The sequence below is a fragment of the Pseudozobellia sp. WGM2 genome, assembly GCF_017810075.1.
Classification (GTDB): Bacteria; Bacteroidota; Bacteroidia; order Flavobacteriales; family Flavobacteriaceae; genus JADNYK01.
Genome location: NZ_JADNYK010000005.1, coordinates 1 through 22,812, shown reverse-complemented (window position 1 = coordinate 22,812; position 22,812 = coordinate 1). Strand labels below are relative to the sequence as shown.

The following is a 22,812-nucleotide window of genomic DNA, read 5'->3' as shown; positions in this document are numbered from 1 at the left end:
AAATGGGAAAGATTACAGGATTTTTGGAATTCGATAGAAAAATAGAAGCCTACGCTCCCGTTGAGGAACGTATCAAGCATTATAAAGAGTTTACACAACCCCTTGAGGAAAAAGAGCTGAAAAACCAAGGTGCCAGATGTATGGATTGCGGTATCCCTTTTTGCCACAGTGGCTGCCCATTGGGTAACCTTATACCTGATTTTAACGATGCGGTCTATAAAGCCAAATGGGACAAAGCTTCTGAAATACTGCACTCGACGAACAACTTTCCGGAATTTACCGGTAGGCTATGCCCCGCACCTTGCGAAGAAGCTTGTGTACTAGGCATCAATGAAGACCCGGTTACCATAGAAAATATAGAAAAGAATATTGCTGAAACCGCTTTTGAAAAGGGTTGGATAGTAGCTCGCCCACCGGAAACCCGAACGGGCAAAAAAGTGGCCGTAGTAGGCTCGGGGCCTTCTGGTCTCGCTGCAGCGCAGCAGTTGAACAGAGCAGGGCATACCGTTACCGTTTTCGAACGTGATGAAAAGCCAGGCGGATTACTTCGATACGGCATTCCTGATTTTAAGATGGAGAAGAGCATTATCGACCGAAGGCTAAGGGTTTTAGAAGACGAGGGCATTGAGTTTAAATGTGGTGTTCATGTCGGAAAGGATATTAAAGGCGAGGAACTAAAAAATGACTTTGATGCTATCGTTCTTTGCGGAGGCGCTACCGTTAGAAGAAATCTACCTATTGAAGGAGCTGACCTAAAAGGGGTTGTTCAAGCCATGGATTTTTTACCGCAAAACAACCGTAGGGTAGATGGCGTAAAAGATTTTGAAAACGAAATTATGGCTACCGGTAAAGATGTAGTTGTTATCGGTGGAGGTGATACCGGTTCCGATTGTATCGGCACATCTATTAGACATGGCGCTACATCAGTCTCAAACTTTGAGATTATGCCTATGGCAACTGCTGACCGCCCAAAAGGTCAGCCATGGCCGTTTTGGCCCATGAGGTTAAGAACTAGTTCTTCGCACAAAGAAGGTGCTGAGCGCTTTTTTAGTATCTCGACCAAGAGGTTCGTGGGTGATGAAGATGGTAACTTAACAGGGTTGATAACCTCAGAGGTAGAATGGGTTAGAGAACCGGGTAAAGCCATGGTTTTAAAAGAGGTCGAAGGAACCGAAAAAGAATGGAAATGTGAATTGGCTCTTCTAGCGTTAGGTTTTACCGGTTCTGAGATGACCATTGCAGAGCAGTTAGGTTTAGAAGCCGACGCCAGAAGTAATATCAAGGCCACTGAGAGCGATTATAAGACAAACGTTCCTGGGGTATTTGCAGCCGGTGATCAGCGTAGAGGTCAATCACTTATTGTATGGGCCATATCTGAAGGTCGCCAAGCCGCTTATCACGTAGATACTTATTTAATGGGAGAATCTGAACTTCCTCTCAAGGGTGAAGGAGATTTACCAAGGGTTTAGTCGGTTAAAGGTTTTACCTAAGATTCAGACATCCAACCCAATCACATGGGTTGGATGTTTTTTTTGCATTTTATGGATTATACTAATTCTCTTTTCCCAGCTTTTTTATGATACTACGAAAAGTTTTGGTCTATATGACTTTGGGCGCTCTTGCCTTTACGTTAATGAACACCATGGTAAAGCAATTGATAGGTTACAATGTATATCAAATTGTTTTCTTTAGAGGCTTAGGTTCCTTTATCATTACAATGATTCTTATCTATCGCCTAAAACTTCAAATTTTTGGTAATGAAAAAAAGTTGCTGATCATAAGAGCGATTACGGGCACCTCATCTATGACCTTATTTTTCGCATCGATGAAGTATCTCTCAGCAGCTACCGCAGTTTCATTAAGGTACCTCGCCCCTATTTTTTCGGCAATTTTTGCCATTTATTTTCTAAAGGAAAAAATCAGGCTTCCGCAGTGGTTGTTCTTTCTGATTTCCTTTACCGGAGTTTTAATACTCAAAGGATTCGATACCAATGTAAGCAACATTGGTTTGGCCCTAATTATGGGGGCTGCTATTTTGAGTGGACTCGTTTACATTTCGATAAGTAAAATCGGGCAAAAAGACCATCCGTTAATAATTATCAATTATTTCATGTTCACGGCAACAGCTTTTGGCGGACTTATGGCGATACCCTATTGGCAAACACCTGAAGGAATGGATTGGGCCTTACTTCTAATCTTGGGCATTTTCGGTTTCGTTGGACAATTTTTCATGACCAAGGCCTTTCAGATTGCGGCCAATAATCTGGTTGCACCTTTGAAATATCTTGAAGTATTATTTACAGGAATCATAGGTTTTCTGTGGTTAGGCGAAATTTATACGGCATGGAGTTTTCTAGGCATGCTTTTGATTGTCACCGGTTTGGTGTCTAACGTAATCTACAAGTCAAGAAAATCGTAAAAGTTTCATTGCATTTAGCACAAAAGAATATGAACATAGCTCAAATGCTATTTACATTTATAGTTGAATTTGAGCTAGGGATAAGGGGTCATTATATTTTTTCTGAAGCTTTAACAAATCAGTGAAAAGTGATTCTACCTTTTTAGCATACTCAGGTTTGTCGGCCAGATTATTCATTTCATTGGGGTCATTTTCCATATCAAATAAAAGAACTTTCCCAATCTTCGGATAGATCAAGAGTTTGAATCCGTCTTTTCGAATCATACGCTGTAGGTTCATATACGCCCCATAAACCCCATCTTCATAATGGCTTTCCGTTTTTTGACCTTCTACAATATCCAGAAAGCTGTTAAACTGCACATAATCGGGCTTGTCAACATTTGCCAATTCTAAAGTAGTTGCCATAATATCCTGCAAATAAACATCTTGATTTAGAACTTTACCTTCCGGTATTCCCGGACCAACCACCATCATTGGAATTCGTACACTGTGATCGAACATACTTTGTTTGCCAATAAGACCATGATGCCCCACCGAAAGGCCGTGATCGGCCCCAAAAAATATATAGGTGTTATTCATCTTACCGCTAGCCTCCAGAGCATCTAAAATTTTGCCAATTTGCTCATCCATATGACTCACGAGAGCATAATACTCTTGACGGTGAACTTTTACGGCATATTCCGTTCGAGGAAAAGGCGCCAAAGCTTCATCTCTCAGCCCTGGTGGATTACCCATATCATCTTTAAAGGGGTATTCAGGCAAGAAATTTTCAGGCACTTTTATATCTTCTAAAGGATACATGTCTAAAAATCGTTGCGGAGCCTGTCTTGGATCATGTGTGGCATTAAAGGCCAAATACATAAAGAAAGGATTTTCCTTTTGCTTCGCCATTTCTAAAAAATCAAGAGCATCGTTACGCACTACTTCGCTCCAGTGGGTGTCGTCTTCCCAAAAACCACCTTGTAATGTATCGGTAGGCGACCACTCCGTATCATCCGGACCCGTTGGGCGACCATAACCAATAGGCATATAATCGTTCCAATCTTTCATATCGCCCGATTCTTTTTTCCATTTTTTAATTGCGGCACCCAGCTCCCCCCTTCTATCACCGGGCATACCGGGGCGAATATGTCTTGCGTCATTAAATATTTCGTCGGCAGGGGCTTCAACATGCCACTTACCGCTCATATAGGTATCATAACCCTGCTTCTCTAACAGCCTGCTCCAGGTTTTGTGTAAGGCCGTAGTATCACCTTTTGCCCATTTTTCACTTTTCTCTTGGGCATTCCAAATGAACTGACCAGAAATTATCATGGCACGAGAAGCGACACAGATAGCTCCGTTCCAGCCGCCCATATTATAGGCATGTGTAAAAGAAGTGCCCTTCTTCACCAAACGATCTAGGTTCGGCGTATACACCTCATCAAAACCAAGTGCACTGATACTCTCAAAAGTTTGATCATCGGAAAAAAGAAATACGAAGTTGGGACGGTCCGGTGGCGTTTCTGAGTTACTACTGGCTTTCGGCTTAGTTTGACAAGCAACCATAAAGATTACCAATAGAAGAGAAAGTAGAGATATAGGCTTCATAAACAAATTTTCAAAAAATAGAGTAAGATTGGTGAGATTAAAAATAACGAAACCTAGTCTTCTGTCACTTTACTGCCCCACCAATTTTCATTGGGTTTAAAATCAGGAGATAAAAATTCTTTTCGTTGAGCTTCTAATGCAGGCCATTTTTCCTCCACAATATGTTGATGTCGCCTTGCGGAGGCCTTGGCATCATAAGTTTCATCAGTACTGGGAAATTTGGCGCCAACTTCATTGAGCCATTTCATCAACTTTTCGCTCAACTGACCAGCTATTAGGCGATTTGTTTCAATCACGTTAGATTCTTCCCCCATATCTGCAGACAAATCGTAAAGTTCTTCACTACCATCTTCCCAATAGTGAATGAGCTTCCAATCACCTTCCCTAATTATAGAAGATGGGTTACCGCCTTGATTACCATAATGTGGATAATGCCAGTATAAAGGGCGTACCACGTTCATCTGTCCACCTTCAAGAATTGGCCTTAAACTAACCCCATCTACATGCTGTTCGGGCAAAGCTTTAACTTCAGCTAAGTCTAATAGAGTCGGATAAAAATCAGTTCCCGTTACGGGAAAGTCACTTTCAATATTGCTGTTTTTCATCCATGGAACTTTAATAAAATAAGGTTCACGAATACCACCTTCCCATTGATAGCCTTTTCCCCCTCGAAGGGGCAGGTTCGAAGTTGAAAATGCATCTCCAGAAGCCACTCCCCCATTATCGGAGGTAAAGACAACTATGGTATTTTCTTCCAATCCCGATTTTTTAAGAGCATCAAGTACGAGACCTACGGCATCATCCATACTTTCGACAAGACCCGCATAAACAGGGTTGTCCTGAACCTGTCGAATAGGTAGAACCCGCTCCATTTTATAGCCTTCTTTCGCTATACCTTGACGTTCAGCCTTATCTCGATACTTCTTCCATTTTTCTTGAGTGGTCTGTATCGGCCCATGTACGGCATAAAAAGATAGGAAGGCGAAAAAAGTACTGTCTTTATGTTGTTCTATGAAACTTGCCGTCTCTTCTGCCAATCGCATGGTCAGGTTTTCGCCGTCTTTTCTGTTTTCCAACTTCGGATTGTTCCAAGGGGAAAAATAGCCGCCCATCGGGCTTCCTTTATCCCAACCCCCTTTATTGATATCAAAACCATGATTTTCGGGATAAGAGCCTTCACTGCCTAAATGCCATTTACCGGAAAAGAAAGTCTTATACCCCTTGGCTCGAAAAGTCTCCGCCATAGAAATATTAGATTTTGGCAAATTATGTACATAGGGGGCCGGCAGCAACTTATCATGTCTATCATGCTTATGCCAATCAGTGCCTGAAGCGGCCCCGATCCAGTCGGTAATACCGTGTCTTGCAGTAAACTTACCCGTCATGATACTTGCACGCGAAGGGCTGCATACCCTACTTGAGGCATAACCTTGAGTGAAAATCGTTCCCTCTACACCAATGCGGTCAATATTCGGGGTTTCGTAATAAGTACTACCAGTAATACTCAAATCATGAAGCCCTAGATCATCGGCAAGAATGAAGACAATATTCGGTTTTTTCCGAGGGGCGGAATCTTGATTTTGTTTATCATGACAGCCAATGAGCAGCACTAAAACCAGAAGTAGAAATATCGTTTTATGCTCTCTCATCTTAGCCAAACTCAAGCACTATTTAGATTATTGAAAACTCTCTACGGTCAACTGCTTTTCAGGCCAGTATTCATCTTTTCTAAACTCAAATTTAGTTGGGTTGTAGTCACCAACCAGTGCTACGTTCGCCTTTTCGGGCACCTTCATATCCATAGCCCAAAAAACGCCGTTGACCAACAATCGTCTAGTACCTTCTACCAACATATCATTTGCGGCGCCGACGGTCGTAGTAAATGCCTTTCCTTTGCTACCGTTAGGCAATTGGTAACTTTTGACCCAAACTACAGGCATCATAGGGTCGTTCAATTTTAAGCCATCTTTATTCGTAGTCGCTGGCTCATCATCCGTCGGCTTCATTCCGAAGAAAACATCTTCTTCATCATATTCGCCCTTTCTGTTCATTACTTTACCTAAGATTACGGGTTGTGAATCTCCCACCAACGGTAGCCTTACACCATACACATCGCTTGCTCCCCAAACATCACCATCTTCGATTCCGTTCAAAATGCCCGTTTCTTTAGCCGCATCGACCACAATACCTTGGGTACTCTGGTGTTTATGATGCCCGTGATGGTTGATCCATTTTTCACCTAAGACCAAACGACCAAAACCGCCTTCCCATTCTTTTAAATCGCCTTCATAATAGTTACCGTAGTGCGAAAAGCTAGAGGTAGAATCTTTAGCGAAATTGAACGCATGTGTTGCCGTTCGAATACCCATGACCGGTTTGCCTGATTTCAGATAGTCATCAATATATGTCATCTGCTCATCTGGAAGCGCTCTGAAACGCGTGAAGATGATCATCATATCAGCAGAATCTAAAGCTTCAAGCCCAGGAATATTCTTGCCATAATTAGAATTGATTATGCCGGGCCTAGATTCTTCTTGAGCGAAAAGTACGGTACAGTTAAAGCCGTGATGCTCCGATAATATTTTTGCCAATTGGGGTAAAGCTTCTTCTGAACGATATTCTTCATCACCAGAAATTAAAACAATATTCTTTGAATTTTCACCTCCTTTGAAGGTGATCCATTGTTTTGGTACATCGGTTGTTTCAACAACTGCTACTTCTTCTTTCCCTGATTTCTTTTCTTCTTTGCAAGCAATGAACAAAAAGCAAATAAGAAGTGGTATTAAATTTTTCATTTGAATAATTCTGGTTTAATAATCGGCTTTCATTCCTTCTTTTATAAATTCGATGCCCTTTGTATATATTTCTTTTGATGGGGAGTAATCGCGCCAAACATTTATAGCATTGGCAAATTCAGGTATTATGGTACTGAACGCTTCAATGGTCAACCATCCATCATAATTTATGTCCCGAAGTCCCTTAAAAGCAGATTCCCAATTTACCTGACCGCTACCCGGTGTACCACGATCATTTTCACTAATATGTACATGCTTTAGATAGGGAGCTATGGTCTTTATGGCGCTTTCTTGACTTTTCTCCTCAATATTACTATGATGTGTATCGTACATAGCACCTAGATTGGGGTGATCGACCAACTCGACCATACCTTTAATATCTGCCATGGTATTATAGAGGTAGCATTCGAACCTATTTACGGCCTCGGGAGCCAAAATAATATTCGACTTCTGAGCATATTCCGCGGCCTTTCTCAACATTTCGGCACTTCTAGAGCGTTCATCGGCAGTAGGCGGTTGACGTGTAAAAAAGGCAAAAGTAGAATGAAAGGGGCCGCAAATTACCTCAACATTAGAAGCCGCACTTACATCGATAGACCATTTTAATCTTTCTAAACCGGCCTCTCTTATTTTCTTATCAGGGCTAGAAATATTTTCTTCGGGAGATAAGGAAGCTACCCCGGTTACCCCCATATCGATATTAGAAAAATGGTTACCAAGCTTTGTATAATGCTTCACATTGCCTTCGCCAAGAAATAATTCTATGCCATCGTAACCGGTTTCTTTTAACGTATCTATAATATCAAAATGCTGCTCTGTCACATGGTTTGTCCAGAGCAACATATTCATTCCTATTTTCATAAATAAATTTTATTGAAAAATTCGGAACTCTGTTTCAAAGAGCTTCCGAAGTCGATTATCTTTACATTTTGAAAGTCGTTTTAACACGAATTGTATGACCTCCAACTTTACAAATCTAAAACTTAAGTTGCTTTTAAAGTTCCTCTATTTTGTCAAAGTTCTCTATTTTTTTTACTGATTTAGTCGTCATTCGATTGAATATCAAAAAACTTTTGACGGTATTCATGAGGGCTCAGTTCAGTTATAGACTTAAACTGTCTATTGAAATTCGATAGGGCATTAAAACCACATTCATAACTGATCTGAGAAATATTGAAATTGTCTTCTAATAACAATTTTCGTGCATGACCGATTCTGATTTCATTTACAAATCGTGTAAAGGTCTTATTAGCTCTAGGTTTAAAATACCTGCAAAAGCTAGAGGTTGTCATATTAAGCATTTCCGCCACTTCATCAAGAGCTATCTTGTTTTTAAAATTGCTCATAACGTAGTCATATACCAAGCTCATTTTTTCAGAATCGCCCCCTTTGAAAGAATTGATATAACTTGGGCTGGTCAACAATGAAAACTCTTTACTATTTGCAAGTAAATCTAGTATTTCAAGTAGTTTAATAATTCTTTTAAAGCCTCTCTCGTCTGCTATTTGTATTAAGAGTTCACAAACTTTCGAAGGTACATCGCCATAAAACTCTATACCTCTATGTGAATGCTCTATCAATTTGTTGATAATAAAAAACTCTTCTCGTTCCAGTAGATTTCTACTTATCAAATCATGGTCAAAATAAATCACTAGACCCCTAGTTGTCAAATTACTTTTAGGTTCAAAATAGGAATCCTCGCTACGCCATAAATGTGGAAGATTAGGGCCCGTAAGCACTAAATCTCCTTCCTTAAAATTATGCACATGGTCACCGACAAAACGAGTTCCTTCTCCCTTGGCTATATATGAAATTTGAAACTCCGGATGAAAATGCCATATAGGATTAAAGTGAGGCCCAGTCAAATCTTTGAAGATAAAAGTCTCTTTAGAAGTAAGTGTTTTTTCAATGCTGGGAGTACTCATAAATTTCGATATAAATTCAAATTTTGATAAATATATGACAAAAAAGTACCAACCTTTAGCAAAAAACAGGAAATATATGATAGAAATTCACCTTAATTTAGCATAATTAAATTAGGAATACGTGAATACAGATCTCAAAAATTACGAATTATTCAAAAAGTTTGAATTTATTCGTGGTTTCTAATCGATTCTTTATTTCAAAGAGAGAATGCTAAATAAAACCCGATCCATTTGATTAGAAATATTCAGAAATAGCCTACTTTGAACGATATAGCAAACAATCAATTCTAACCCTATACCACCTCTTTTAAACTATGAAAATCTTTAAAAGATTCGCTACCCCGCAAATTCTATCATTTTTAATTATTGCAATCTTGTGCCTTACCGGATGTGATAAAGAAAAAGAAAATCGTCTACAGATCAATTCAAACTCGCACATCGTCTTAGTGGGTAACAATCTTTGCTCAAGAATGATCAATTTCGGGCACTTCGAGACCGAGATGCAACTTCGCTACCCAAATGACTCTCTTTTTATTCGAAACATGTGTGATGGTGGAAATACGCCAGGCTTTAGACCCCATTCTTCCAGAAAATCTCCATGGGCATTTCCTGGGGCAGAAAAATTTCATCAAAACGAGCTTGCCAATAATTCAGGAAGTATTGGTCATTTTCCTACTGAAGATGAATGGCTCACAGAACTAAAGGCAGATATTATAATCGCTTTTTTCGGATATAGTGAGTCTTTCAATGGTTCCGAAGGACTTGAAAATTACAAAAAGGAATTACGTGCCTTCATAGCGCATACTAAAAATCAAAAATACAATGGTGCAAACGCGCCTCAATTAGCATTGGTCTCACCTATAGCTTTTGAGAATCTATCTGACCAGATGGATTTGCCTGATGGTACACAAGAAAACAAAAATCTAGAAATGTATACCGAGGCCATGAGAGAAGTAGCCGCTCAAGACAGTGTACTTTTTGTGAATGCGTTCGAGCCCAGCAAAGCCTGGATGGAAGCGGAAGAAGAAAATATTACTGCTGACGGATTTCAGTTAAACGATTTGGGGTACAAAAAATTAGCTGATTTGTTAGCTGACCAAATCTTTCAAGAAGATGACGCCTCTAATACAGATAGAATATTGGTGAACGAAGCTGTCAATGAAAAAAACTGGTTCTGGCACAACGACTTTAAAATACCAAATGGGGTTCATGCATACGGGAGACGTTATGACCCTTTCGGGCCTGACAATTACCCCTACGAAATTGAAAAGATTCGTCAGATGACCGCCATAAGGGATACAGCTATTTGGCAAGCCCTTCAAGGAAAAAAGATGGATTTGGCCATGGCCGATTCAAAGACAAGAGACCTACCTGCGGTCAAAACCAATTATAAAGAAAGTGAAAAAAATGGCACTCCCGAATATCTCTACGGTGATGAAGCCCTTTCAAAAATTGATGTAGCCCCCGGTTACAAAATTGAACTCTTCGCCTCTGAGCAAGAATTTCCAGATTTGGCAAATCCCGTGCAAGTTTCCTTCGATAACAAAGGCCGATTATGGGTCGGGGTAATGCCCAGTTACCCACACTATAAGCCGGGGGATTCAAAACCTAATGACAAACTCTTGATCTTAGAAGATACAGATGGTGATAACAAAGCCGATAAGCAAACCGTATTCGCAGATGGGCTACACCTCACCATCGGTTTTGAGTTTGCTCCGGAAGGGGTTTATGTTTCTCAAGGAACCAATCTTGTACTTTTAAAAGATACGGACGGCGATGATAAGGCCGATAAAACAGAAGTAATTCTCAGCGGATTTGACGACCATGATACCCACCATGCAATTAGCGCGTTTACAACCGACCCCTCAGGAGCCATTTATATGGGTGAAGGTGTCTTTTTGCATACCAATGTCGAAACCGCCTATGGCACCGTTCGTGCCACTAATGGAGGATTCTACCGCTATAGTCCGCAAAAACATCATCTAGAAAGAACGGCTCAATTGTCGATTCCGAACCCGTGGGGTATTGCTTTCGATGACTGGGGCCAATACTTTTTTGCCCATACTTCAGGGCCTGATATGACGTGGATGATGCCAGGTTCTATTTTTCCAAGATATGGCCAAGCTTCACCACGACCGGAAAATTTAATCGAAGACAAACATAGGGTAAGGCCAACCTCTGGGCTCGAGTTTGTTTCAAGCAGACATTTTCCCGATAATATTCAAGGTGACCTATTAATTAATAATACTATAGGCTTTCTGGGTACCAAGCAACATACTATGGTCGATGACCCTAAGACTGCGGGGTACCTTAGTAATCATAGACAAGATTTAGTCTTTTCCGATGACAAAAATTTTAGACCGGTAGATATGGAGTTCGCTCCTGACGGCTCATTATATTTAATCGACTGGAGCAATGTACTCATTGGTCATATGCAACACAATGCAAGGGACCCCCTTAGAGATCATGCCCACGGTAGAATTTATCGCATCACCTATCCATCACGTCCGTTAGTGGAGCCTGCAATGGTTGATGGTGCCAGTATCGATGAATTACTTGATAACCTTAAACTTCCTGAATATCGTACAAGATACCGTACAAGAAGAGAACTAAGGGCTAGAGATAAAGGTGCTGTTCTTGAAAAATTAGAAACTTGGGTCAACAATCTAGACAAAGAAAACTCAGAATATGAACACCATATGCTAGAAGCCCTTTGGGTTACCTGGGCCTTAAATGATATCGATGTGGATATTCTCAAACAGGTTTTGAATGCTGAAGACTTTAAGGCAAGGGCCGCCGCAGTAGGAGTATTGAGATTTAGTGGAGATCAAGTAGACGAAAAAGCCGACTTGCTTATGCAAGCCGCAAAAGACGACAATGCAAGAGTAAGATTGGCAACTTTAGTAGCTGCCTCTTGGATGGATAAGGAAATTGGTATTCCTATCGTAACCGAAGCGGGCAAAAAAGGTCTGGACAAGTGGATGCAAAAACCTTATGAAGCTGCTCTGGCCCATCTTAACAACCATAATTTGGGTGAAGAACCTAAAGAAACTATCGAAACCAGCCTAAAAGGGCGTGACCTTGAATTGCTACTTGCAGGGCAAGAAATTTATGAAAGAGAGGGATTTTGTTCTACCTGCCACCAACCCGATGGAAAGGGCCTTGAGAGCTCTGGCTTCCCTCCTCTTGCAGGTTCTAGTTGGGTAACCGGAGATGAAGAACGTTTGATCAAGTTAACACTGAAAGGTATGATGGGGCCTATTGAAGTAAACGGGAAAAAATATCCGGGTCAAGTACCGATGACTCCTTTTGGTGGTATGCTAAACGATGAGGAAATGGCTTCCGTTTTGACCTTCGTCAGAAATGCTTTCGAAAATGATGCCGCCCCTATTTCCCCTGAAAAAGTAAAAGAAATTAGAGCTGAAATCAAAGATAAAGAAGGCTTCTATTCTTCAGAAGAACTACTTAAAGAGCATCCTTTTAAATAATAGTCAAGTCTAAATAGCATTGTTGATATTATCAACAATGCTATTTTACCTGCAAACTCTTAACAACTTCTCACTTTAAGGACAAAAAAATAGAACTATTTGCAATGTAAGAGGTGGATTCGCAATTAGTACGAATTTACCTTTGGGATAGATTTGAATAGAACTCTATATCAACTAAATCAATCCTAACACATTATGAATATTTCAGCTTTACACAAAAAGCGTTACTGGAGTTTTGCATTTTTTGCATTCTGTATTCTTTACGGAAACCCCTCCTTCGGTAATGAGCTAACTACAGAAAAAAAACCTGTAAACAACAAGAATCATTTTCAAGATTTGACCGTTACAGGTACAATTCTTGACAATAACAATCAGCCCCTGCCAGGAGCAAGTATTGTTGAAAAAGGCACCTCTAACGGAACCCAATCAGATTTTGACGGGAATTTTGAATTAGAGGTCAGCGATGAAAATACCACCTTGGTCATTTCATACATCGGCTTTGCAAGTCAAGAAGTGAATCTTGCAGGGCAAACTTCAATCAACGTATCGTTAAAAGAAGATGCCGCCAACTTAGATGAAGTGGTGGTTATAGGTTACGGTACACAGAAGAAAAGTGATCTGACCGGTGCTGTGGGCTCGGTTAAGGCAGAGGAACTGGCTGAACGTCCGGCCGCTTCTTTGAATCAAGCCATGGCCGGTAAAGTTGCCGGTGTCAATATCACCTCGGGATCAGGTAGACCAGGCGGTAGAACAACGGTACGGATTCGTGGGAACACCTCGGTAAGTATCGCCAATACTCCCTTATATGTAATCGACGGAGTAATTTTAAATGCTGTTAATCTACCCAATGGCAGTACACCCATCGACTACATGAACCCCAATGACATTGAATCTATCGAGGTTTTAAAGGATGCTTCCGCAACTGCTATTTATGGCGCCCGTGGGGCGAACGGTGTTATTTTGGTAACCACAAAAAGAGGTACCTCATCGGGTACCACTCGACTCAACTACGATGTAGATTTTAGTTTGGGTACATTACCCAAAAAACTAGATCTTTTAAATTCGGAAGAGTTTCTACGTGTTGAAGAAATAGCGTACGCGAACGCTGAAAAATACGATCCTGCCGGATGGGCGGGAGGAGCATACACCGATCCAACGACCAAAAGAACCGACCCTAGGCTCTTTGATTCGGAGGGCAACCCCCTTTATGACACCGATTGGCAAGATGAGGCCATAAGGGCTTCCTTCACCCAAAATCACCAATTATCATTTACTGGCGGAACACAAAAAGGAAATTACGGATTGTTCATGGGTTTTCGTGATGAAGAAGGCCTTATCGTAGAATCATGGTTAAAGCGCTACTCCGGAAGATTTACTCTAGACACCGAGGTTACCGATTGGTTAAAAGTAGGAGGTAGCTTAAGTTATAACGATCAAAATGAAAAACAAGTAGATCAACTTGGCGGCGGTGGCATCACCACTATGCGCCAGGTATTCGAAGCGTTACCGATTATACCGGTACGCTACGAAGATGGCACTTGGGGTTCCAATATCGATTACCCCGGTATGGAAGGTGGCGGAAGCCCTGTAGCAGTTGCGAACGACCGACGTTATTTCTTAAAGACCCAAACCGTTTTAGGGAATTTCTATAGCAACATCTCATTCAACAAAAATCTACAACTGCGCACAACAATTGGCACAAATATCATTAACCAGCGTAATGACTATTATGGTGGTCGTGATTTAAGATATATTGCCCGACCAGATGGTGCTGCTTCTGTAAGCAACAATAGGTTTAATTCATGGCAGTTCGAAAATTATTTGACCTATAACAAAGAATTCAATGCCGATAATTCGCTAACAGCTATGTTGGGTCTCTCTTGGCAGCACATTGACGAGTTCAGGGCTACTGCATCGACCCGTGGGTTTGCAGACGACTTTTATGGCTTCAACAATCTTGGGGCCGGGTCTAATCCACAGACCCCAACCTCAAGCAGAATTGCCTACGGACTTAACTCCTACTTCGGGCGAGTTAATTACAACTACAAGAGCAAATATCTTTTAACTTTAACAGGCAGGGCCGATGGGTCATCGAAATTCGGTCCGGAAAATCAATTTGCTTTCTTTCCTTCTGCGGCATTGGCATGGCGCGTCTCGGGAGAAGATTTTCTATCGCAGAACGAAACCATATCAAATCTCAAAATACGGGCAAGTTATGGTGCCACAGGTAATTCAGAAATACCTGCCTACCGTGCATTGGCCGGCTTATCTAATGGTACTGTAATTTTCAATGGCGATCGCGCATCTTATTCGATACCTCAACGAATGGCCAACCCCGATTTAAAATGGGAAAAGACCGAGCAAGTAGACGCCGGGCTTGAACTGGGGCTTTTTCAAAATAGAATTGCTCTAGAACTAGATTTTTACCGAAAACTGACCACCGATATGCTTCTTGATGCTCCGGTACCCTCTTCAAGCGGCTTCTCGAATGTGTTTAGAAATGTAGGCAGTCTCGAAAATAAGGGTATTGAAATCAACTTAAACACAATTAATGTAGACAATGAACTTTTTGGTTGGAGCAGTAACTTTAACATCTCTATAAACAAAAACGAGGTCGTAGCCTTATCAGGTGGTTCTGATATATTCTTGGGATCAACATTAATTCGCGAGGGGGAAGCCCTTGGTACTTTCTTTGGATATATTGATGAAGGAACTTGGAATACCGACGAGGCCGACCAAGCTGCGATTTACGATAGACTACCCGGTGACATTAAATATCGTGATCTTAATGATGACGGAGCGATTAATAGTGATGACCGGGCGATTATCGGAAAAGGTATTCCTGATGGTTTCGGAACCTTTTCAAATACCTTTAGATATGGTAACCTTGAACTTTTGGTCGATTTGCAATTTCAATATGGCAATAGTGTAATGTACCGTGACGAACATTCCGCTGAAGATCGCCAAACCATTGCCAACAGTTTTGCAACTGTATTAAATGCTTGGACACCCGACAATCAAGATACCGACATTGCACAGATAAGACCGATTGCAGCGGGGTATGATACCAACAACGATTCTGGAAAATTAAAGGATGCATCTTTTTTAAGGGGAAGAAACCTCATGCTATCCTATGTGTTCAAACCAGAATTGGTAGAACGTTTGCATCTAAATAGACTAAGACTTTACACCTCGGTGCAGAACTTTTTTGTGGCAACCAAATATCCAGGTTATGACCCGGAAAGTTCTAATGGTGGCGGACCATTTGACCAAGGTTTTTCCTTATACGATTATCCGAGACCTCGAACTTTTATGGTAGGATTAAATGTTGGACTATAACAATATAAAAGATAAAAAAATGAAAATCTATAGCAACTTTATAAGAACTATAGCCGTCATAACCGCAGTATCAAGCATAACGGCCTGTAGTGACTTTTTAGAAGAAGAAGACGAGTCGAACTTCACGACCGACACCTATTTCACCAAAGCGGAACATGCCGAAAGTGCCGTGAATGGTATCTACGAACCTCTAGTTCCCATTACCAGCAGTGGTTTTGGTGGGGGAACTTGGTTGATGCTCGAATTTGCCACAGGTCTGGCGAATACGGCCCTAGGGCAAGCCACAAACATTTATTTGGTAAAAGATTTAATCAATAATTCGGATAACGGTTATGGAAATAGCTTTTGGAACGAATATTACACCGGCATATCAAGGGCGAACCTGGCTATTGAAAAAATTCCGGATATTAATATGGATGAAGCCGAGAAACAGAATTACTTGGCCGAAGCTAAATTCTTCAGGGCATACTATTACTTTGGTCTGGTTCGAATGTTCGGGAATATTCCGATTATAACCAGTTCCGTTGATTTGAGTTCGGAGCAATTATATCCGGAACAAGCTTCTACCGAAGCAGTTTATGACTTGATTTTAAGTGACCTAACTGAAGCGGAAAACTCAACCCTACCTTGGAGAGATGAATCTGGCCGGGTCTCGTTAGGGGCTGTCAAAACCCTTTTGGCAGATGTATATTTGACAATGGCGGGCTACCCACTTCAGCAAACCGAAAAATATTCGCTTGCTGCCGCAAAGGCCAAGGAGGTAATCGATTCGGGAGAGTTCTCACTTTTTGACACTTATGATGAGCTTCATGATCCAGCCACCAAGAATACGGGAGAATACATCTTTATGACCCAATTTGCGGCCAATATTCAATCGGGCAATTGGCAACCTGCAATTTTGCCCTATAATTTAGGTATATCGGCCTATTCGGCCCAGACTGGGGGTATTTTCTCAACAAACGAATTCGCAGATTCATATGAAGAAGGTGACAAACGAGCTGAAGAAAAGCAGTTTTACTTTAGAAGTTACTCACTCGAGGCCGATCGAAGCGATAGTACAAACTTGGGCGCTCCATATCTCTTTAAACATTTTGATATTGCCGCCAATGAAGAATCTGCACAATCTGATTTAAACTGGAGTCTATATCGTTATGCCGATGTTCTTTTAATGTATGCGGAAGCCGACAACGAAGCAGAGTCTGGCCCAACCGCCGCTGCATATGAGGCTGTCAACCTAATCAGGCAACGTGCAGAACTAGCAGATTTGGCCGGATTAATGCAAGATGACTTTAGAGAGGCTGTTCGCATTGAAAGAGTGCATGAGCTAAGTTTCGAAAACAAAACTTGGTATGATATGGCCAGATGGAGAAAAGCATACAATCCTGAAACTAATGAATTAGAAGACTTTGTAGGCCATACATACACCTACTTACCGAACAAGGCACTGTCAGAAAGAGAGTTGCTGTTTCCTATACCGACCTCTGAAATGCAGAATAATCCAAACCTAGTACAAAATTCTGGGTACTAAATTCTACTGAATTTAGAAAAATACTCTTGTTGAGTAGTAGTTAGTTAGTAGTGATGATAACCCTTGGTGATGACCAAGGGTTATTTCGTTCTAAAAATCAGTCTCCTACAGAATAGAGGAGTTTGTTTTTGAAAGGTTTTTTAACTCGTAATCTGGGTTAAATCATCAATTTTTCCGAGCTTCGCCCCATCTTTACTACTCGTTATAATATAAGTATTGAATGTTGCTGTAGGTGCTGTTCGATTTTTCCTGTCGACCGATTAATTAAGAATCTATAGCTGTAACTTTATTCTTTTTAATCAAAACAACCTCTATAAAGGCGGAAATCGCTAAGGTTATGAATAAAATGATTTCTGTCTGAAGCATAAGAATTTGCCCGGGAAACACCCCAAGCTTAGAAAGTATAAAAGTCAAAAGAGCAAACAACGTAGCTATCGGCATCAACAAGGTCAGTTTTTTGGCACTGAGTATACCCACTAAAATCATGGGTGCCATCATAGCCGTACCCGTAAAACTCGTTCGAGCCAAAAGAACTAGATGTTCGGTACTGACTATGGAAAAAATTAAGGCTAACAACCCAAAAACTACTATGAATATTCTACTCAACGAAACAGCCTTACTATCTTCTATGCTCAATAAGGAGCGTAGTTCAGAACCTAAGGCAAATATTTGAGAATCGGAGGTTGAAATTGCTGCCGCCACCAATCCAATAAGTCCGAGCGCAGCGATACCGGAAGCTTGGTCGTATAAAAGTACATGACCGATGAAATCTTGGGTCGAAGCTTCAGGGTAAAGTACAGCACCGTACATACCCATAAACATAGTCGGCAAAATGATAAGAATAGCCACTACCCCTAGACCTATAGCCATTTTTCTTAGTGAAGCACTATTTTTCATGATGACGACCCGAGTTGATATCTGTGGTTGGGTGAATGGCAAGCTTATTATTGCAATAGCTGAAATAATAAAGAACTGTACCGAAAACAATCCCTTGGGTCCTGGTACAGATAGTAGCTTTTCGTTAACAGAAGCTACTTTATCGAACATCGATTCTATGCTTCCGAAATGTGCGATGCAGTTATAACCAACCACCCAAATGGTAAAAAACAACAAAAGGCCTTGTAAGGTATCATTGTACATAATGGCTCTCAATCCACCCGTTTCGCTATAAATTATCATTACGGCGACAATAATCAAGCTCCATGACCATACTGGGATGGCATCAGGAAAAGCGGCATTTAGAAATATCGAAATTCCGCTAATCTGAACAGCTATATAGGGTATTAAAAAAACGACTGCTCCACCAAAAGCTACATAACCTGCTAATTTTGAGCCGTAGGTCGAAACCATTAAACCTGACATTCCCTTAAAATCAAGTTTACGGGCCTTTCGCCGTAAAATTTCCCCTACCCTAATCAGTCCGTACACCATCATCGTATCGGAAACCGCGAGAAAAATCCATGCCCCGATTCCATGTGTTCTAAAAAAATCGGGCATTCCTATTACCGTAAATGCACTGAACAAAGTAGCGGCTGTGGTAAACAATCCAATTACAAATCCAATATTACCTCCACCGAGTAAATAATTCGAAGTAGTTTTATCTTTAACCCTGGTTCGTTTCAGCAAAAAGATAAGTATGGCCAAATAGATAACTGCGGCTATAATAAATTTAGTCAGCATGAGTACCCTCTTTATTTACAAGTGAGACTAAATACGCCAGAACAACAAAGATTATACTTATCAAAAAACCTACCCACATGGTATAGGGTACACCTATAAAAAACGGACCAGTAGTATTTGTAGGGAGTGCTAAAGGGGTGAACGTAGCTATAAAAGTCAGTAGGGCCAGACTATCAAGAATAAGTAATATCGGTTTGACTTGTTTTTTCATAAATGGATTTCTTATAAAGTGGGTATTGACATTCCCCCGTCAATCATAATGACCTGACCAGTCGCATAAGGAATTTTATTTTCAATCAAGGCCTGCACGGCTCTACCAACATCCTCGGGTTTACCGAGACGCCTTTGAAGTATCAAGCCCTCTTCTGCTCTCTTTTGGTAGCTTTCGAGCACCTGAGCGGTCATATCAGTCTCTATTATACCCGGGCGAACTTCATAAACTGGCAAATTATACTCGCCCAAACGTGCAGCAAAAAGTTTGGTCATCATACCCATACCTGCTTTAGAAACACAATATTCGCCTCTCATAACCGAAGCAGTAGTAGCACTGACAGAAGATATATTGATAATGCAGCCTTTAAACCCAACATCTTTTTGTTTATTCTCAATCATCAAGTTTGCGAATTTCTGAGTGAGAAAGAAGGGGCCTCTAAGATTAATATCCATTACACGATCGTAACTCACGGGTTTCATTTCAAGTACATCTACCCGCTCCTTAGGGGCTACCCCTGCATTATTCACGAGAACGTGTAGCTCTTCAAAATGACTTAGAGCCTCTTTGATTATTAGGTTACGGTCAGATTCAGATGAAACATCGCCACGGCAGTACACTATTTGAGTACCATGGATCTTAAGCGCTTTCATCTCCTCCATTACGCTTTCTTCAGAACGCACCCCATTAATAGCAAGGTTGCATCCGGCTTTTGCCAATTCTACGGCTATACCATAGCCGATACCCCGTGAGCCACCTGTTATCAAAACATTTTTGTTCATAACCGGACTTTCTTTTTGAATTCTTTGAGTTTGGCCGCTTCTGGCATTTCCTTATAGTACGAATCCAAGGGGAAACACCCTGAAAGCATACCTGTTCGAGGCGCCGTTGTACAATCTGAAAATGTTCGGCAGATATTACCTCGTACTAGCTTATTTCCGTTTAAAATATCTTCTGGCATGTTTGGGTAACTCAAAACCATTCTACCTAACCCCACAAAATCGGCCATACCTTTATCAATTACTGCCTCCCCTACATGAGGTAACCATTCTTGCAAATACGAATATGCCGAGCCTATAATTACCAAATTGGGAAATTTTTTCTTGATTTCGGAAGTGATATAAATTTGACGTGAGACGCCAATAAGCGGATCTTCGGGAGGAAGATAACCATCGGAAGGTGGGAAAATCGCTGGTCGTATCACATGAGGATTATAATAAGGGCTACCGGCAGTAATACAGACAAGTTCAATTCCCAATTCCTCAAATTGCTCCAGTAATTCAAAAACTTCGTTTAAGTCAATTCCTGTTCCCGTTCCATCTCCACCAAAAGCTTCATTGTACCGACCTTGAAAAGAACTGGGTACACCTACATTCTCTTCTCCTTTTTCAAATGGAACAAAATCAAAGGCACTGAGCCTTACCCCTACAGGTATCTTACTGGTAGCGTTTATTCCTTCAACAATGGCCCTAAGAAAATTAAGCCGATTCTTAAGAGGACCTCCGTATTTTCCCGTTCTATTTTTGGCACTTAGAAATTCATGACCTAAATATCCGTGACAATGCTTAATATCGACAAATTGAAAACCGGCTTCTTTGGCAAGGCCAGCAGCTTTCACAAAATCATTTACCAATTCATCAATGTCAGAATCGGTCATTGCCTGATGCGTTTTCGCTAAATTAAATTTCTCATCAAGCACGCTGTGCTTATAAAGAGTATGTGGCTTTCTCGACCGATCTACATCAGGCACTGAAAAACGTCCGGAATGTGTTAATTGAAGTCCTATCAACAAATCGGAAGAACTACCATACTTTTCTTCATGACCTTTTCTTAAATCAGTATAAAGTTCTTTGAATGCTGGAAAGTTTTTCTCGTTCATTAACAACTGATTGGGATTCGCACGCCCATCGTGCCGAACCGCCACTGCTTCGCAACCCCAAAGCAATTTTGCACCACTTGTAGCAAAATTTTGCCACCTACGTTTGGTATGCTCTGTCGGAAGACCGTCTATTGTACCATCCCAACCTTCCATAGGAAGAATGCAAAACCTATTGCCAATCTCGAAACCTGATTTTAAAGTTAAGGGGGTGCCCAGACTAGACTTGCCCACTTTACTGAGATTTGTTTTAAATGGAAGTCTAGTTCCTATTTTATCTAAATGGTCAGTAAAATCAGATGGTGTTTTTAACTGTGCTACCCGCGTAATTTTTTGTTTTGCCATTATTCGGATATAATATCTTTGAAAAACGTGTAATATGAGTTGTCTTTTATAATCTGTTGAAGGTAGTGGGCGAGTTCCCGAGCATGATAATCTCCCCACATACAGGCCTCTCCATTGGGTATTCTACTATTCTCAGGAACATAATCCCAACCATTGGGGCGATGGTATATCGTGTGCAATATCAATCCTTGATGAGAAGTATCGGAACTCAAATAAGGGGTATCAAATAAGGTATTGGCCGTAGTAAGACCTGCAGACCAGTACTTTTTACCATCCGAATCATTTTTCCCTCTCAAATAGTTACCCAATCTCAATAAACCTTGGGCCCCAATTGCTGCAGCCGAACTATCAATAGGCTCATAATCATTAAAAGGATCAGATTTACTGTTCTTCCAATTATCTAGATGCACCAAACCCGGGGCACCTGTATCCCAATAGGGTATACCATCCGAGGCAGTATGTTCAATAAAAAAATCACAAGTTGCTTTTGCCGCCTTCAAAAATGTTTTTTCCAAGTGATTTCTTCCACCAAGTTCATCTAGTTCCGGTAAATTGTCTACACCTTGTAAAAATTCAAGTTGCTCGGCAAACCCCAACATGGCCCAACTCAAGCCACGTGTCCAAGTAGAGAACCCACTATAGCCTTGTTGTGTAGATGGAGAGCGAAAATTACCATCATTGGTATTAAAAATGGCTTCATGCGCTGTTCTACCCCAAATATCATAGCTATCTCTACCTTCACCATAATAAACAGAATATTTAGCTGTGGCGATGGCGTGTTGAAGTCCTCTTTTTAATAAATTGATTTTTACATCGTTTTCGCCAGAGGAATAATGTCGCAACAAATGCCCGACATTAAGTATTCTAACGGTACGTATCGTATCAACAAATAAGGAGTGTGGTCCATTGAAAGAATAGATAAAGCCACCATCCGGAAGGTTAGTCCATCTTTGAGCTTGTACAGAAGCCGAAAGCTTTAAAGCCAAACTACAATATTCCCTTAACCAAGTATCATTATCGATTTTTCCTTCATTAAGTAACCTCAATAAATTACCGTAGGTACTTAAATTATTAAAACCATGGTCATGTACACCAAAATGGCTAACATGTGAAGTCATCTCTTTTTTAATATTATCAATGGCCAAATCAATAAAAAAGGAATCTCCAGTTGCATTGAACTGAAATAACTCTGAGCCATACTGAAAACCTTGAGTCCAGTCCGTCCAACTTCGCGGTTCATAAACACCATTTACAGTAACTACGGGAGAGCCGATGTTACCCTTTAAATGTGAATTCATATTCTTGAGTTTATCGGCAGAATATGACCAAAGGTTATTAATTTTTTCAGTAAGATCTTGGAGTTGTAATCGGTAGTCTATTTGCATTCTTATTATGGGTTGGATAAGATAACTAAAGAGATCTTGAATTAAATTCAATTTACTCTGGTTAAATATAACAAAAAAGCAATGACAATAAAGGTAGATAATAACCGTATACAAAAAAAAAGCCCCTTCACGTAATGTGAAGGGGCTTTTCGAAGTAAGGCGGCGACCTACTCTCCCACTTGGTATAGCAGTACCATCGGCGCTGACGGGCTTAACTTCCCTGTTCGGAAT

At 40.8% G+C, this 22,812-nt stretch carries 15 protein-coding genes; 5 read left to right on the top strand and 10 right to left on the bottom strand.

The genetic code is table 11. The features are described 5' to 3' along the window. Positions 1 to 2 precede the first annotated feature (2 nt). Both IV512_RS12765 and IV512_RS12760 read left to right on the top strand, forming a co-directional pair. Positions 3 to 1,469, top strand: a complete 1,467-nt coding sequence (locus IV512_RS12765; protein ID WP_209403959.1) for a glutamate synthase subunit beta — start codon at positions 3 to 5, stop codon at positions 1,467 to 1,469. Positions 1,470 to 1,576: 107 nt separating this feature from the next. Beyond that, positions 1,577 to 2,419 carry a DMT family transporter gene (locus IV512_RS12760; RefSeq protein ID WP_209403957.1) on the top strand — a complete coding sequence of 281 codons (843 nt, stop codon included), beginning with the start codon at positions 1,577 to 1,579 and terminating at the stop codon, positions 2,417 to 2,419. A 57-nt stretch (positions 2,420 to 2,476) separates the two neighbouring features. Here the strand turns inward: IV512_RS12760 and IV512_RS12755 are convergent, their stop codons facing one another. The 5 genes from IV512_RS12755 to IV512_RS12735 form a co-directional block, all read right to left on the bottom strand. Beyond that, on the bottom strand, positions 2,477 to 4,009 hold the full coding sequence (locus IV512_RS12755; RefSeq protein ID WP_209403955.1) for a sulfatase-like hydrolase/transferase: 1,533 nt from the start codon (positions 4,007 to 4,009) through the stop codon (positions 2,477 to 2,479). A gap of 53 nt (positions 4,010 to 4,062) precedes the next feature. Beyond that, entirely contained in the window at positions 4,063 to 5,658 is a 1,596-nt protein-coding gene (locus IV512_RS12750; RefSeq protein ID WP_209403953.1) for a sulfatase, read from the bottom strand. Between the two features lie 27 nt (positions 5,659 to 5,685). After that, on the bottom strand, positions 5,686 to 6,804 hold the full coding sequence (locus tag IV512_RS12745) for a hypothetical protein (RefSeq protein ID WP_209403951.1): 1,119 nt from the start codon (positions 6,802 to 6,804) through the stop codon (positions 5,686 to 5,688). Between the two features lie 15 nt (positions 6,805 to 6,819). After that, positions 6,820 to 7,665 (bottom strand): sugar phosphate isomerase/epimerase, encoded by an 846-nt coding sequence (locus IV512_RS12740; RefSeq protein WP_209403949.1) that lies wholly within the window; start codon positions 7,663 to 7,665, stop codon positions 6,820 to 6,822. 179 nt (positions 7,666 to 7,844) lie between these two features. Continuing rightward, on the bottom strand, positions 7,845 to 8,729 hold the full coding sequence (locus tag IV512_RS12735; RefSeq protein WP_209403946.1) for an AraC family transcriptional regulator: 885 nt from the start codon (positions 8,727 to 8,729) through the stop codon (positions 7,845 to 7,847). A 314-nt stretch (positions 8,730 to 9,043) separates the two neighbouring features. Here IV512_RS12735 and IV512_RS12730 point away from each other — a divergent pair, with 314 nt between their 5' ends. From IV512_RS12730 to IV512_RS12720, 3 genes are all read left to right on the top strand, one after another. Continuing rightward, positions 9,044 to 12,217, top strand: a complete 3,174-nt coding sequence (locus IV512_RS12730) for a PVC-type heme-binding CxxCH protein (protein WP_209403944.1) — start codon at positions 9,044 to 9,046, stop codon at positions 12,215 to 12,217. Between the two features lie 195 nt (positions 12,218 to 12,412). After that, complete coding sequence (locus IV512_RS12725; RefSeq protein WP_209403943.1) at positions 12,413 to 15,556, top strand: TonB-dependent receptor; 3,144 nt, start codon at positions 12,413 to 12,415, stop codon at positions 15,554 to 15,556. 19 nt (positions 15,557 to 15,575) lie between these two features. Further along, a complete protein-coding gene (locus tag IV512_RS12720) occupies positions 15,576 to 17,084 on the top strand; it encodes a RagB/SusD family nutrient uptake outer membrane protein (protein ID WP_209403942.1) in 1,509 nt (502 codons plus the stop codon). A 264-nt stretch (positions 17,085 to 17,348) separates the two neighbouring features. Here the strand turns inward: IV512_RS12720 and IV512_RS12715 are convergent, their stop codons facing one another. The 5 genes from IV512_RS12715 to IV512_RS12695 are packed head-to-tail and all read right to left on the bottom strand — an operon-like array spanning position 17,349 to position 22,581. Next, positions 17,349 to 18,764 carry a sodium:solute symporter gene (locus IV512_RS12715; protein ID WP_209403941.1) on the bottom strand — a complete coding sequence of 472 codons (1,416 nt, stop codon included), beginning with the start codon at positions 18,762 to 18,764 and terminating at the stop codon, positions 17,349 to 17,351. Then, positions 18,754 to 18,975, bottom strand: a complete 222-nt coding sequence (locus tag IV512_RS12710; RefSeq protein ID WP_209403940.1) for a hypothetical protein — start codon at positions 18,973 to 18,975, stop codon at positions 18,754 to 18,756. The genes IV512_RS12715 and IV512_RS12710 overlap by 11 nt, the downstream gene beginning before the upstream one ends. An 11-nt stretch (positions 18,976 to 18,986) precedes the next feature. Beyond that, positions 18,987 to 19,757: a 3-ketoacyl-ACP reductase gene (locus IV512_RS12705; protein ID WP_209403939.1), complete on the bottom strand. Its 771-nt coding sequence runs from the start codon at positions 19,755 to 19,757 to the stop codon at positions 18,987 to 18,989. Then, entirely contained in the window at positions 19,754 to 21,196 is a 1,443-nt protein-coding gene (locus IV512_RS12700; RefSeq protein WP_209403938.1) for a hypothetical protein, read from the bottom strand. The genes IV512_RS12705 and IV512_RS12700 overlap by 4 nt, the downstream gene beginning before the upstream one ends. Continuing rightward, positions 21,196 to 22,581 carry a glycoside hydrolase family 88 protein gene (locus IV512_RS12695; protein ID WP_209403937.1) on the bottom strand — a complete coding sequence of 462 codons (1,386 nt, stop codon included), beginning with the start codon at positions 22,579 to 22,581 and terminating at the stop codon, positions 21,196 to 21,198. The genes IV512_RS12700 and IV512_RS12695 overlap by 1 nt, the downstream gene beginning before the upstream one ends. Between the last annotated feature and the right edge of the window lie 231 nt (positions 22,582 to 22,812).